Raw genomic sequence first — 13,336 nt, 5'->3', positions numbered from 1 at the left:
TGCGCTCAGGCCGCGCCGGCGGCCGCGCGGCGCGCGCGGTTCCAGCAGGTCAGGGCCAGCAGGGCGAGCATGACGATCAGTACCGGATTAAGGTAGGGCAAGACCGGCACGCCGGCGCCGATCAGCAGGCCAAGCAGGCCGAAAGCGAAGGCCCGGTCACTCTTGCCGGACGGACCGTCATAGCGGCGCCCGGCGCCGGTCGTCTGTCCCAGCACGCCGATGAATTCGGTGAGCGTGGCAAGGTACACGAGCGCGTACACCAGGTGCGCGCTGACCCCGGACAAGGTCGCGAAGGGCACCAGCAGGGCGGCATCGGCAACGACGTCGCCGACTTCGTTGAGGACGGCGCCCAGTTTGCTCTGCTGCCCGTGTTCGCGGGCCAGCATGCCGTCGACCGCGTTCAAGGCCATGCGCGCCAGCATGAACAGCGGCAGCAGCAGATACGGCAGGGTCGAGGGCGCCAGCAGCATCCAGACGCCATACGCCACCGAGGCCAGCATGGCCGCCAGGGTGACCATGTTGGCCGTGACGGAGCGGTGCCAGAGCCACGTTGTGAAGGGGCGCAGCAGAGCCTGAAACCTGGGCTTGAGATCGTATATCGTCATTGTCGGTCTGGAAAATTAGCGTACAAGGTTGGCGTTGGGGGAGGGCGCGCGCCGGGGCCGGCCGATAGCGCTGCGGCGGAGGACCGTAGCGCAAAGCGCCGACTGTGAAACGGGCAGCTCGTGTCGCGAGAAATGGCTTGCAAAAAACAACACATTTCATTATGACACGAAATTAAAATTCTTCAAAGTAATGAAACATAGTAATAACTATACATTTAAAGTTAAGTAACATGCCTCCATCTACCAGAAACGACTAGATGGATCACTCTAGTTTGTGCAATTTCCCGTATCCCGCTTTCGCGTACACTAGCCAAAAAAATAGTATGGAAAACAAGAACATGGAGACAAAACGCAGAACCTTCCTGAAGGTCGGCGCGCTGGCCGCGCTTGCCCTTGCGGCAGGCGGCGGCATTTACCGCTACACCCATCCTTCGCCGCTGGGGCGCTTCGTGCTCGATGGCGAAGCGAAGGCGGCCATCGACGCCATCGTGCCCGCCATGCTGGCCGGGGCGCTGCCGGCCGACCCGGGCGCGCGCGTTGCCGCCGTGGCGGCCACCACCGCGCGCGTGCACCAGGCCATCCTGGGCCTGCCGCTGGCGGCGCAAAAGGAAGTCCAGGACCTATTCGGATTGCTCTCGCTGGCGCCGGCGCGGCGCCTGCTGGCGGGTGTGTCGGGCGGCTGGGCTGGCGCCAGCGTCGAGCAGGTCGGCGTGTTTCTGCACGACTGGCGCTTTCACCGCCTCGGCATGCTGCAAAGCGCCTACCACGCGCTGCATGACCTGATCATCGGTTCCTGGTATGCCGATCCGTCCAGCTGGGCCGTCATCGGCTATCCCGGCCCCTTGAAGGAACTGGCATGAGCCCCGCTGGTCCCGTGATTGCCGACCCGATTGAAGCTGGCCTGGCGGCCGGCTGGACAGTGATAGACGGCGCCACCATCCTTGCCGACCGCACCATCGAAGCCGACGTGGTCATCATCGGCAGCGGCGCCGGGGGCGGCGTCAGCGCCGAGATCCTGGCCCTGGCCGGCCTGAAAGTCATCATCGTGGAGGAGGGCGCGCTCAAGTCCTCGAAAGACTTCAAGATGCGCGAAGCGGACGCCTATCCGGCGCTGTACCAGGAATCGGCCGCGCGCAAGACGCGCGACAAGGCCATCAACATCCTGCAGGGGCGCACCGTGGGCGGTTCGACCACCGTCAACTGGACGTCGAGCTTTCGCACTCCGGCGCCGACCCTGGCGTACTGGCAGAAGAACTTCGGCCTGGCCAGCTACAGCACCGAGGCGCTGGCGCCCTGGTTCGACATGATGGAAGCGCGTCTCTCGGTGGGCGACTGGCAAGCCCCGCCCAACGAAAACAACGACCTGCTCAAGCTCGGTACCGGGCGCCTCGGCATTTCCTCGGGCGCGATCCGGCGCAACGTCAAAGGTTGCTGGAACCTGGGCTACTGCGGCATGGGTTGCCCGACCAACGCCAAGCAGTCGATGCTGGTCACCACGATCCCGTCGGCGCTCAGCCACGGCGCCACCCTGGTCACGCATGCGCGCGCCCAGCGCCTGGTGTTCAAGGGCGATGCGGTCGACAGCCTGCTGTGCGAAGCGATGGATGCGAGCGGACTGGCCGCAAGCGGGCGCGTGCTGACCTTGCGGGCCAGGCACTTCATCGTGGCCGGCGGCGCGATCAATTCGCCGGCCTTGCTGCTGCGCTCGCGCGCGCCGAACCCCCACGGGCTGCTCGGCAGGCGCACCTTTCTGCATCCGACCGTGATCTCGGCCGGCATCTTCCCCCAGCGCGTGGACGGCTTTGCCGGTGCCCCGCAAACCATCTATTCCGACCACTTCCTGCAAACCGGCCCGGTCGATGGCCCGATCGGCTACAAGCTCGAAGCGCCGCCCCTGCATCCGCTGCTGCTGTCGACCACCATGGCCGGCTACGGCCAGGCGCATACCGACACCATGCGCCAGTTCGCGCACGTGCATGGCTTGCTGGCCTTGCTGCGCGACGGTTTCCATGCCGATGCGCCGGGCGGCAGCGTGGGCCTGACCCGCGAAGGCGCGGCCGTGCTCGACTATCCGCTCAATGATTTTCTGTGGGACGGCGTGCGCCGCGCCATGCTGTCGATGGCCGAAATCCAGTTCGCGGCCGGCGCCACCAAGGTGCAGCCGGTGCACGAACTGGCCGAACCTTATACCAGCTGGGACGCCGCCAAAAAAGGCATCGCCGCGCTGCCGATGCGGGAGCACATCACACGCATCGTCTCGGCCCACGTGATGGGCGGCTGCACCATGTCCGACGACGAGCGGCGCGGGGTGGTGGGCGCGAATGGCCGCTACCACGGCGTGCGCAACCTGTCGGTGCACGACGGCTCGCTGTTCCCGACCTCGATCGGCGCCAATCCGCAGCTGTCGATCTATGCCATCACGGCGCGCCTGGCGAGCGAGCTGGCGCAAGCGCTGACCGGCAAACCGGCCCCCAAGGTGGCATGAATGTGACGATCAGCACGCGCGCCATGCTGCGGTGGCTGCTGCTGGTGCAAGCCGCGGCGGCCGGCGCCATCGCCTTCGCGGCCATGCGCTACGGCGGCCTGGCCTCGCCCTGGCTGGCGTTCGGTTGCGGGCTGGCGGCCGTGCTGCTGGTGCGCCTCTTGATCACGGCGAACAATTTCCTCGTCACGGCGCGCTTTGCCAGCGCGACCCCGGCGCCGTTCCGCATCGGTCCGGGCGCCATGCTGCGCCTGTTCGCCGAGGAATTCATGGCGAGCATGCTGCAATCGTCGTGGTTCATGGCGCACGCGGTGGCGCGCCAGCGCATTCATGCCGCCAGCACGGCGCCGCCGGTGCTGCTGTTGCACGGTTACGGCTGCAACAGCGGCTACTGGGCGCACCTGGCCAGGCATCTCGATGCGGCCCGCATCAGCCACGCCTCGCTCGACCTGGAGCCGATGCTGGCCGGCATCGACGACTTCGTGCCGCTGGTGCGGCGCGGCGTCGAGGCGCTGTGCCAAGCCACCGGCGCCGGGCGTGTCATCATCGTGGCGCACAGCATGGGCGGCCTGGTGGCGCGCGCCTACCTGCGCGATCACGGCAGCGCGCGGGTGGCCCATGTGTTCACGCTCGGCACGCCGCACCACGGCACCGTCCTGGCCGGCAAGGGCGTGGGCTTGAACGCCAGCCAGATGCAGCGCCAGGGCGGCGGCGACGCTCCGGAGAGCGCCTGGCTGCGCGCGCTCGGCGCCAGCGAAAGCGCCGCCACGCGCGCCCTCATCACCTCCCTGTATACCCACCACGACAACATCGTGGCCCCGCAAACATCCAGCGTGCTCGAAGGGGCGCGCAACATCGCTTTCGGCGGCGTCGGCCACGTGGCCCTGTGCCGCAACCGGCGCGTGCTGGCGCGCCTGATGGATGAACTTGCCAAGCTATCCACACCCTAGATAATCTTTAGCAACACCGGCAAAAGGCATGATAGAGTCACTGGGAAATGATTGTCATGGACAATCCTATTTCTCTACTTGTTATTTTTGGTGAGATTCTTGTTTTCATAACATTGCTGAAGCGGGTTTTGTCGCCGAATAGCGACTGCTTGCGCATCTGTCCCGTTGATAACGTCGTGCGTAATTGCCTGCCGGCGTAGGAATGTGTCAGGATGCAACAGGCCAGCCCGAATGCGATTCCACCAGTTGGACGAGTACCAGTTTTAACCCAGGAGCGCACCAGTGTCCGCACGCATCCTTATCATCGAAGACAACCCCACCAATATGGAGTTGATGGTGTATTTGCTGAAGGCATTCGGCTATACCCCGTTGACGGCGTACGACGGCGTGAGTGGCGTCGAGACCGCGCGCACGGCGCTGCCCGACCTGATCATCTGCGATGTGCACCTGCCGCGCCTGGACGGCTACGGCGTGGTCGCCGCGCTCAAGGGCGATGCCGCGCTGGCCGCCATTCCCGTGCTGGCGGTCACCGCGCTGGCCATGGTGGGCGACCGCGAACGCTTGCTCGACGCGGGCTTCGACGGTTACATCGGCAAACCGATCGAGCCGGACACTTTTGTCGCCCAACTGGAAAGCTTTCTGCCGCTGCAGGCGCCGTCCGGACCGGTGAGTAGTCCCGCGGCCGGCGATGCCGAGGCGGCCGGCGCGCCCGCCGGCGCGGAGCGCAGCGGCGAACAGGCCACCATCCTGATCGTCGACGACCATGTGCTCAACCGCGAATTCCTGATGACCCTGCTCGGCTACGGCGGCTACCGCCTGATCGAGGCCGCCGACGGGGTCGAGGGCCTCAAGATGGTGTACGCCGAGCGCCCAGACCTGATCATCTCCGACATCCTGATGCCGAACATGGATGGCTACGAATTCGTCACGCGCATGCGCAAGGACCCGGCCATGGTCGACCTGCCGGTGATCTTTTACACCGCCACCTACCGCGAGCGCGAAGCGAACAAGATGGCGCAAGCCTGCGGGGTGCGCTGGGTGCTGCCCAAGCCGTCGGACCCGGACGTGATCCTGCGCACCGTGCACGAGGCGCTCGGCCTGACCGACCCGCCCATGCTGCCCGCGTTTGCGGCTCCCCAGGCCGAACCGAACCGCATGCTCCTGATCGATAACACGGTGGCCGAATGCCTGGTCGAAGTCGAGTCGAGCAGCAGCCAGGTGTTGTCGCGCATCGCCAGCCACGGCATGCCCGAACCCTCGTACGACCTGGCGCAGATGACCGACCGGCTCTCCAGTTCCCTGTCGAGCCTGCAGGCGGTGAGCCTGCGCCTGACCGCCCTGATCGAACTGGGGATCGAGCTCGGGGCCGAACGCGACCCGACCGCGCTGCTCGAAATCGGCTGCCGCGTGGCGCAGAACGTGTGCGTGTCCAAATATGCCTGCATCGGCGTGCTCGATGAAGGGGCCGACGAACTGAGTTACTTTTCCTCGTGCGGCGAAAACCGCCAGGCGCGCGTGGTCGCCGGCACGCCGCGCGCCGGGGTGCTGGCCACCTTGCTCGACGAGCGCGTGCCGGTGCGGATCGATGGCGTGGGTGGCGATCCGCGCGCGATCGGCCTGCCGCAGGGCCACCCGCCGGTGCACTCCTTCCTGGGTGTGCCGATCGCCGCGCGCGAACGGGTGCACGGCTGGCTGTACCTGGTCGACAAGCTTGGCGCCGACGGCTTTTCGGAAGTCGACGAGCGCGTGGTCGTGACGGTCAGCGCGCAGATCGCCGTCGCCTACGAAAACCTGCTGCTGTACGAAGAGATCAAGCGCCACCATGCCCAGCTGACCGCCGACATGACGGCGCGGATCCGCCTCGATGAGGATTTGCGGCGCTTCCGCACCGCGATGGATGCCACCGCCGATGCGATTTTCCTGATCGACCGCTCCGGCATGGCTTTCGTCGACGTCAACGCCACCGCTTGCCGCATGCTCGGCTTCGCGCGCGACGATTTCCTGGCGCTGTCGGCGCCGGCCCTGCCGGGCGAGGATGAAAACGACAAGCTGCGCCTCAAGGACCTGTACGACAAGCTGCTCTCGGGCGACCAGTCGGGCGCCATGGCCGAACTGCTGGTGCAGCGCAAGGATGGCTCGCCGCTGTCGGTCGAAGTGCAGCGCCGCACCTTGCGTTCCGGTGCGAGCTGGATCCTGGTGGCGGTGGCGCGCGACATCACCGAGCGCAAGGAAGCCGAACTGCGCCTGCTGAAACTGGCCCATTTCGACACGCTCACCGGGCTGCCCAACCGCAGCCAGTTCTATTCCTCGCTCACGCGCGCGCTGGAGCAGGCGGCCGAACACCGCTGGGCGGTGGGCGTGCTGTTCCTCGACGTCGACCGCTTCAAGACCGTCAACGACACCTTGGGCCACCCGATCGGCGACGAGCTGCTGCGCCAGTTCGCCAGCCGCCTGGTCGACTGCCTGCGCGTGCGCGACACCATCGGGCGCTTCGGCGGCGACGAATTCGCCGCTATCCTGATGCTGCCGGAAGGGCCGCAGACGGCCATCGCGGTGGTCGACAAGATCCGCGAAACCTTGCGCCGCCCGTTCGACCTGGAAGGGCACGAAGTGACGGTCACGGCCAGCATCGGCATCACCGTGTATCCGGACGACGGCCTCGATGCCGACACCCTGATCAAGTACGCCGACACCGCCATGTACCGCGCCAAGGAAGCCGGGCGCGATGCGTTCCGCTTCTTCACGGCGGAAATGAACGCGCAGTCCCTGGCGCGCCTGGACCTGGAAAACGCGCTGCGGCGCGCTATCGACCATGGCGAATTCGTGCTGTACTACCAGCCCAAGGTGCACATCGGGTCGGGCCGCATCAGCGGCGCCGAAGCGCTGATCCGCTGGAAGCGGCCGGGCCACGGCATGGTGTCCCCGGGCCTGTTCATCCCGATCCTGGAAGAGACGGGCCTGATCGTGCGGGTCGGCACCTGGGTGCTCAATGAAGCGTGCCGCAAGATCAGCGAGTGGGGCAAGAGCAAGGTCGGACCGGTGCACCTGTCGGTGAACGTGTCGGGCATCCAGTTTTTCGTCGGCGGCCTGGAACAGGAAGTGCTCAATGCGATCAAGGTGCACGATATCGCGCCCGAACTGCTCGAACTCGAACTGACCGAAAGCTCCCTGATGTCGAACGCGGAAGACACCATCACCGTGCTGCGCAACCTCAAGGCGCTGGGCATCCAGATTTCGATCGACGATTTCGGCACCGGTTACTCCAGCCTGGCGTACCTGAAGCGCTTCCCGATCGACAAACTGAAGATCGACATCGCCTTCGTGCGCGAAGTGACCAGCAACCCGGACGACGCGGCCATCGTCCTGGCCATCATCAACATGGCGCACAGCCTGAAACTGCAGGTGATCGCCGAGGGCGTGGAGAAGGATGCGCAACTGGCTTACCTGCGCCGCCACGGCTGCGACGAGATGCAGGGCTACTACTTCAGCCGCCCGCTGCCGGAAGACGAATTCGAGCAAATGCTCAACGACGGCAAGTACCTGATGCCGCCGCTCGACGAGTCGCTGCTCAACCAGCAAACCCTGCTCATCGTCGACGACGACGCCTTCATGCTCGACGTGCTGTCTGACTTCCTGGCGCAGGATGGCTACCGCATCCTGACCGCGCAGACGGCGGCCGAAGGCTTCGACATCCTGGCGCGCCACAAGGTGCAGGTGATCCTGTGCGACCAGTGCATGCCGCTCATGAGCGGCACCGAATTCATGGAACGGGTCAAGAACCTGTGCCCGGACACCTTCCGCATCATGCTCTCGGCGTATTCGGACCTGACCCCGATCATGGCGGCGATTAACCATGGCGCGATCGACCGCTTCTACACCAAGCCGTGGAAGGGCGCGGTGCTGCGCGAGAATATCCGCGAAGGCTTCCGTCTGCATCACCAGATGCACGGGCGCCAGGCCGCCTGAAAATCCGCGGCGGCGGGATCGCATGATACGATTGCGGCTCGTTCAACCCGGTTTTCGTGCAAGAGAGATTGATGCAAACAGAGATTGCCGCCGATATCGCCGCCATCGAGGCGATTTCCTCAGTTCCGACAATCCTCGAAGCGGTGGCCGCGATCACGGGCCTGCGCTTTGTCTGCATCGCGCGCGTAGGCGCCGATACCTGGACCACCTGCGCGGTGCTCGACCGGATCGGTTTCGGCCTCAAGGCCGGCGACGGCCTCGATGTGGCCACCACCCTGTGCGAGCAAGTGCGCGACACTGGCTGCCCCGTCATCATCGACAACGTCAGCGAGGATGCGCGCTACCGCGACCACCATACGCCGCGCATTTACGGCTTCCAGAGCTATATCTCGCTGCCGATCGTGCGCCCGGACGGCAGCTATTTCGGCACCCTGTGCGGGCTCGATCCGCTTCCGGCGGACTTGTCGAACACGGCCACCGTGTCGAGCATGGGCCTGTTCGCCAAGCTCATTTCCAAGCACCTCGACAGCGAACTGAAACTGACCGAATCGCAGTCCGCGCTGCTCTACGAACGCGATACCTCGGAGCTGCGCGAGCAGTTCATCGCGGTGCTGGGGCATGACCTGCGCACGCCGCTGTCGTCGATCCTGCTCGGCGCCGAACTGCTCAAGCGCGAGCCGCTCAGCGCGCAGGCCATGGGCGTGCTCGAACGCATGCGGCGCAGCGCGCTGCGCATGTCGGCCCTGGTCAACGATGTCATGGATTTCACGCGCGGGCGCATGGGCGGCGGCATCGCCCTCGGCTTGCACGACGAAGCCGGCCTGCAGCACTGGCTCGACCAGGTGGTGGCCGAGCTGCGGGGCGCTTATCCGGAACACCGCATCGAGGTCGACATCGACGTGGCGGGCAAGGTGTACTGCGACCCGGGGCGGATCCAGCAGTTGTTGTCGAACCTGCTCAAGAATGCGCTGGTGCATGGCGCACGCGACACGCCGGTGCTGGTGCGGGCGTTTGCGCGCGGCGGCGACCTGGATATGTCGGTGACCAACGGCGGGCCGGCCATCGCCCCGGCCACCATCGAACAGTTGTTCAAGCCATTCTGGCGCGCCGCCGGCCACGCCGCCAGCGAAGGCCTGGGACTGGGCTTGTTCATCGTCTCCGAAATCGCCCGTTCGCATGGCGGCACCCTGGAAGTGACGTCCGGGGATGGCGCTACCCGCTTTACGTTTTGCCTGCGCGCCGGCGAGTCGGCCGAGCGGCGCAGGGCCGCGCGCGCATGAGGGCGGCGTTGCTGGCCGGGCTGCTGCTTCTGGGCGCCCTGCACGCGGGCGCCGCGCAAGCGGCGGTGGAGACGCGCGCGCCGGCCGAGGCCGAGATCAAGTCGTTTCATGCGTACTACCAGAAGCGCTTTCCCGACAATCACAGCGCGCAGCCGGCCTTCGCGGTCACGCGCGCTGGTACCGGCGCGCCGTGGCAGCTGACGGCCACGGTGCTGATGGCGCCGCGGCGCGGGCTCAAGCTGCTGTGCCGGATGCAGCGCATCGATTTTGCCTACGCGCGCGACAAGGGCGAATGGAGCGGCGGCGAACGCGCGCGCCAGTTCGTCTGGCTCGACCGCGCCAGCGGCTGCGTGCCGCCGGCCAGGCCGGTGGAGCTGTTGCAGCGCATGCCGGACACGGAACTGGTGGGCGTGCTGGCGCAGCAGGGCAAGCTGCTGGACAAGGCACGCCTGCTGCTGGCCGGGAACACGGGCTGTGCGCGCCAGCGCGCGGCGCCGTTCGAGCTGCATGCGATCGATGTCGGCGCCACCGGCGAGGGCAGCGAAGACATGGTGGCGCTGGTGTATCGCAGCGCGCGCGATGGCGACGCCACCATCTGGGCGCGCCGCACGGGCGCCGACTACGATGCGTGGAACGCGAACTGCCGCTGACGGGTCACAGCAGCATCAGGTTCTCGGTGACGTCGAACTTGCACTCGATCCGGTGCCGTTTGGCGCCGCAGATGTCCGGGTTGTAGCGCGGGTAGCTGACCGGCTTGCCGATATTACTCATCGTGCGCATGAGCGCTTCGGTGGCGCAGGCGTCCGGCAGGTTGCCCTTCACGTAGGCGACATACGCGGCGTTGAAGCGGAAGCTGCCGGCGATGCTCAGGCGCTGCGTCTTCGGTACGGTGGGCGGCAGCTTCTGGAAACGGGTGATGTCGAGTACCAGCCGGGCTTGCGGGTCCTGTTCGGCCAGGGCGTAGAACTGCCCGTAGGCGCTGCCGGTATAGTCTTCCAGGGTCTCGTTGGCGTCGTTCTTGATGCGGTAGGAGGCGCCGGATCCTCCCGCCGTGCCGGGCTTGGGGAATTCATAGCTGCCCTGGGCGATCGGCAGCTCGACCAGCCCGGTCGATATCGCGTGGGCGCGGCCGATGCTGGCCGCGTGCATCCCGAGTCCCAGATTGACCGTGGCGGCCGTGCTGCCCAGGCTGGCGACACTCACGTCCTTGCCGCTGGCGCTGAAGGCGGGCGCGCCATCGATGGCGCAACTCATCGTGTTGAACGCGCCGGTGGCGTCCCTGGCCTGCGCGGCCTGCTCGTGGCAGCCGGCCAGCATGGCGGCCAGCACGCAGCATCCTGTCAAGTTCCTGTTCAAGTCATCCTCTCCATGGCGGTCACGCCGGTAGTGTCGCAGGCTCTTTTATACACCATAGCGCGCTACAATTGATACCAATTGGAAATCTGCCGGACAGGACAGGCCGACGGGGCCGGTGGTCTTTTTACGATGGGAAGTTTTGGAATGACATTCTGGCCCGCAGTCCGCCGTGCCGCGCTCATGGCGACGTTTGTCCTTGCCCCGTTCGCCGCGAGCGGGGCGCAAACCCCGGTGCCACCGGCGTGCGGGAGTGCGTATGCGAGCATGACGCCGGAGCGCCTGGAGGCGCTGGTTCATCAGGGTGGGGACCCGCAAGTACGCTGCGCCGAAGACCGGCTGGTGGCAATGGGCGAGCAAGCCGTCCCCGTGCTGATCCGGCTCCTGCATGATGACCGTCCCGCTTCGTATTGCGTCGCCACGAAGGCGATTGCGCGGCGCGAGGCGCTGGCCGGCGGGCGGCCTGACGACTCATCGGACATGGATGTTTTCTTATCCATGATGATCTGCGTCGGCGGGCCGCCGCGCGGTTCCGGGCGGTCGGCGGCATACTATATGTTGTCGCACTTTGGCGATCCGGAAAACCCGGCGCAGGTAAGCCCAAAGGGCTTCGCCCTGTTCTGGAAGTTCACCGACGGATATGACGACGAGCGCCTTGCGGCGCTTCCGCTTTTGCTGGCAAAGGACATCCTCAGCGCGCAGACGGTATCGGTGCTCGGGCCCTTCCTGGCCGATCTGGGCGGGCAGGCCGCGGACGTGCTGCCGGCGCTGCGGGCCGGCTTGCATGTGCCGCAGCTCGGCGCCGGGCTGGTCGACGCTTTTCTCAAGGTGCAGGGAAATGACGTCGGGATTGCGCACCTGCTCACCGTGTATGCGGCCAGCAGCGATGATGCGATGCACACGGCGATCGAGGCCGCGCTCAAGAAACGGGCGTGGCCGGCGGAACTGGACATGCATCTTCTTACCGCCGCCAGGAACCCGGCCTGGTTGCCCGCGGCCTTGGACCTGATGCGACGAGGCATGGCGTCGCCGGCGACCATCGCTTACTTTATCGAGCGCTTGAACGCTCCGTCGGCTGCCGACGCCATCGACGTGTTCACCGCCCTCGGGCAGGACAATGCGCAGGCGCACCAGCGCTTGCGCGCACTGCTGGCGGCGACGAAAAGCACCGACAGCGCGCGCCGCGCCGCGCTGTCGAAGGCGATTGCCATGACCGCTCCGCTGCAGGAGCGCGTTACGCGTGGCCAGATGGCGGGCAGCTGCACGGGGCCTGCGTGCTTTGAAACGGCATGCCGCTGCGCCAGCCTGCTGGCCAGCCTGGGACCGCTGCCGGCCGATGTGGCCGTGCTGAAAACAGCTTATCGGGATGGCGCCCGTGCCGGCGCGACGCAGTGCCTGGCCACGGTGGCTAAGATGATCGCGGACCTGCACAGCCGCGATGCGCTTGCATTTCTGTATGAGCGCTTTTTACTCGGCGTGAACGAAGACCACATGTACTTGCTCAGTCAAATCCTGAAGCAGCACATCGGGCAGGTCTTGCCGCGCATCGAGGCCGACATCGGCAGCCTGCGCGACGGACCGCTTGCCGCCGTCGAATCCTTGTTATCCGCGCCCGCCGCCAGGGATGCCTTGGCCAGGCAGCGCGCGCGCGTGCTACCGGACTTGCTGACGCAGCCTTTGAGGAAGGATGCCGACCAATTGGTGAGTGCACCGATTGCCGGCTACAGCCAGGTCCTGCACAGCGGCCCCGGCATGATGCTCGGACCGTACCCCGCGACCCGGGGCGCCCTGGCGGTGCACCGCATCGCGCAACTGGCGCCGATGACAGCGGAGGTAGTGACTGCGCTGCTGCGCGTGGTGGCCGGTCCTTACGACGAGGCGGGGGACCAGGCCGTCGCGGTGCTCAGCAGGATCAGGAATGCCCCGCGCAGCCTGCGCGCCGCACGCTTGAAGGAAATCGAGACACTGCTCGCGGCAACGCCCGAGGGCTCTGCGCAATCCCGCCTTGAGTCTTTACGAATGGATTACCGGCCCTTATCCGACGCCGTCAGCCCGGAGAAAGAGATGGATTGACGCCCCACGCTTTAGACAGCATGCTCTAACATAGCCCACTAGAATGGGCCGCAGCGAGCCCGATCCCCACCTCATCAACGGAGTTTCCAAATGGAAAAAAAACTCAAGCCGCAAACGATAGACGAAGACGCCCAGCTCACCGACACCGTACGCAGTTCGGCGCACCAGGTCTGGCAGGCCGGCTTGGGCGCGTTCGCCAAGGCGCAGCAGGAGGGCAGCCGGGTGTTCAACAAACTGCTTGAGGAAGGCAACGAGCTGCAAAAGCGCACGCGCTCGATGGCCGGCGACAAGGCGGACAACGTGGCCGATGCCGCCGCCGACGTGGCCGACCTCGTGGCCCGCCAGGCGGCCGGTTCGTGGGACAAGATGGAACAGGTGTTCGAAGACCGGGTCACGCGCGCGCTGGCGACGATGGGCGTGCCGACCCGGCAGGAAGTCGATGCGCTGGCCTTGAAGGTCGAGCAATTGAGCAAACAGCTGGACGAATTGCGCGCGACAGCCCCCAAGGCGGCGCCCAGGAAGGCAGCCGTGAAGGCGGCCAAGCCGGCTGTCAAGACGGCAGCGGCGGGCGCGCGCAAGCCCGCGCTCAAAAAAGCGGCCGCGCCGAAGGGCGGCAAGGGCGCGTGA

10 protein-coding genes are annotated in these 13,336 nt (G+C 66.2%); 8 read left to right on the top strand and 2 right to left on the bottom strand.

Annotated features, from left to right (window positions below; translation table 11 throughout):
• Window positions 1-5: 5 nt before the first annotated feature.
• Window positions 6-605 (bottom strand): CDP-alcohol phosphatidyltransferase family protein, encoded by a 600-nt coding sequence (locus IV454_RS29290; protein WP_206089159.1) that lies wholly within the window; start codon window positions 603-605, stop codon window positions 6-8.
• A 338-nt stretch (window positions 606-943) separates the two neighbouring features.
• Between IV454_RS29290 and IV454_RS29285 the strand changes: the two genes are divergently transcribed.
• The 6 genes from IV454_RS29285 to IV454_RS29260 all read left to right on the top strand — a co-directional run bounded on the left by IV454_RS29285 (window position 944) and on the right by IV454_RS29260 (window position 9,933).
• The gene (locus IV454_RS29285) at window positions 944-1,465 is read left to right on the top strand and encodes a hypothetical protein (protein ID WP_206089158.1); all 522 of its coding nucleotides are present in this window, start codon (window positions 944-946) and stop codon (window positions 1,463-1,465) included.
• Window positions 1,462-3,090 carry a GMC family oxidoreductase gene (locus IV454_RS29280; protein WP_206089157.1) on the top strand — a complete coding sequence of 543 codons (1,629 nt, stop codon included), beginning with the start codon at window positions 1,462-1,464 and terminating at the stop codon, window positions 3,088-3,090. Before IV454_RS29285 ends, IV454_RS29280 begins: the two co-directional genes overlap by 4 nt.
• Window positions 3,087-4,037 carry an esterase/lipase family protein gene (locus IV454_RS29275; protein WP_206089156.1) on the top strand — a complete coding sequence of 317 codons (951 nt, stop codon included), beginning with the start codon at window positions 3,087-3,089 and terminating at the stop codon, window positions 4,035-4,037. The genes IV454_RS29280 and IV454_RS29275 overlap by 4 nt, the downstream gene beginning before the upstream one ends.
• Before the next feature lie 282 nt (window positions 4,038-4,319).
• Window positions 4,320-8,003 carry an EAL domain-containing protein gene (locus tag IV454_RS29270; protein WP_206089155.1) on the top strand — a complete coding sequence of 1,228 codons (3,684 nt, stop codon included), beginning with the start codon at window positions 4,320-4,322 and terminating at the stop codon, window positions 8,001-8,003.
• A gap of 71 nt (window positions 8,004-8,074) precedes the next feature.
• Window positions 8,075-9,283 carry a GAF domain-containing sensor histidine kinase gene (locus tag IV454_RS29265; RefSeq protein WP_206089154.1) on the top strand — a complete coding sequence of 403 codons (1,209 nt, stop codon included), beginning with the start codon at window positions 8,075-8,077 and terminating at the stop codon, window positions 9,281-9,283.
• Window positions 9,280-9,933 carry a hypothetical protein gene (locus tag IV454_RS29260; protein WP_206089153.1) on the top strand — a complete coding sequence of 218 codons (654 nt, stop codon included), beginning with the start codon at window positions 9,280-9,282 and terminating at the stop codon, window positions 9,931-9,933. Before IV454_RS29265 ends, IV454_RS29260 begins: the two co-directional genes overlap by 4 nt.
• Window positions 9,934-9,937: 4 nt before the next feature.
• Here IV454_RS29260 and IV454_RS29255 read toward each other — a convergent pair whose 3' ends face one another.
• Window positions 9,938-10,639 (bottom strand): hypothetical protein, encoded by a 702-nt coding sequence (locus tag IV454_RS29255; RefSeq protein ID WP_206089152.1) that lies wholly within the window; start codon window positions 10,637-10,639, stop codon window positions 9,938-9,940.
• A 144-nt stretch (window positions 10,640-10,783) separates the two neighbouring features.
• Here IV454_RS29255 and IV454_RS29250 point away from each other — a divergent pair, with 144 nt between their 5' ends.
• Window positions 10,784-12,709: a hypothetical protein gene (locus IV454_RS29250; RefSeq protein WP_206089151.1), complete on the top strand. Its 1,926-nt coding sequence runs from the start codon at window positions 10,784-10,786 to the stop codon at window positions 12,707-12,709.
• Between the two features lie 90 nt (window positions 12,710-12,799).
• A complete protein-coding gene (locus tag IV454_RS29245) occupies window positions 12,800-13,336 on the top strand; it encodes a phasin family protein (protein ID WP_206089150.1) in 537 nt (178 codons plus the stop codon).

The organism is Massilia antarctica (genome assembly GCF_015689335.1).
Taxonomy (GTDB): Bacteria; Pseudomonadota; Gammaproteobacteria; order Burkholderiales; family Burkholderiaceae_D; genus Telluria_A; species Telluria_A antarctica.
The sequence above is the reverse complement of the archived record's forward strand: the minus strand, read 5'-3'. Positions and strand labels throughout refer to the sequence as shown.

What these genes read in the sequence shown, in the direction of transcription:
- IV454_RS29290 (WP_206089159.1), bottom strand. Translation starts at nt 605, where the DNA reads ATGACGATATACGATCTCAAGCCCAGGTTTCAGGCTCTGCTGCGCCCC.
- IV454_RS29285 (WP_206089158.1), top strand. Translation starts at nt 944, where the DNA reads ATGGAGACAAAACGCAGAACCTTCCTGAAGGTCGGCGCGCTGGCCGCG.
- IV454_RS29280 (WP_206089157.1), top strand. Translation starts at nt 1,462, where the DNA reads ATGAGCCCCGCTGGTCCCGTGATTGCCGACCCGATTGAAGCTGGCCTG.
- IV454_RS29275 (WP_206089156.1), top strand. Translation starts at nt 3,087, where the DNA reads ATGAATGTGACGATCAGCACGCGCGCCATGCTGCGGTGGCTGCTGCTG.
- IV454_RS29265 (WP_206089154.1), top strand. Translation starts at nt 8,075, where the DNA reads ATGCAAACAGAGATTGCCGCCGATATCGCCGCCATCGAGGCGATTTCC.
- IV454_RS29260 (WP_206089153.1), top strand. Translation starts at nt 9,280, where the DNA reads ATGAGGGCGGCGTTGCTGGCCGGGCTGCTGCTTCTGGGCGCCCTGCAC.
- IV454_RS29250 (WP_206089151.1), top strand. Translation starts at nt 10,784, where the DNA reads ATGACATTCTGGCCCGCAGTCCGCCGTGCCGCGCTCATGGCGACGTTT.
- IV454_RS29245 (WP_206089150.1), top strand. Translation starts at nt 12,800, where the DNA reads ATGGAAAAAAAACTCAAGCCGCAAACGATAGACGAAGACGCCCAGCTC.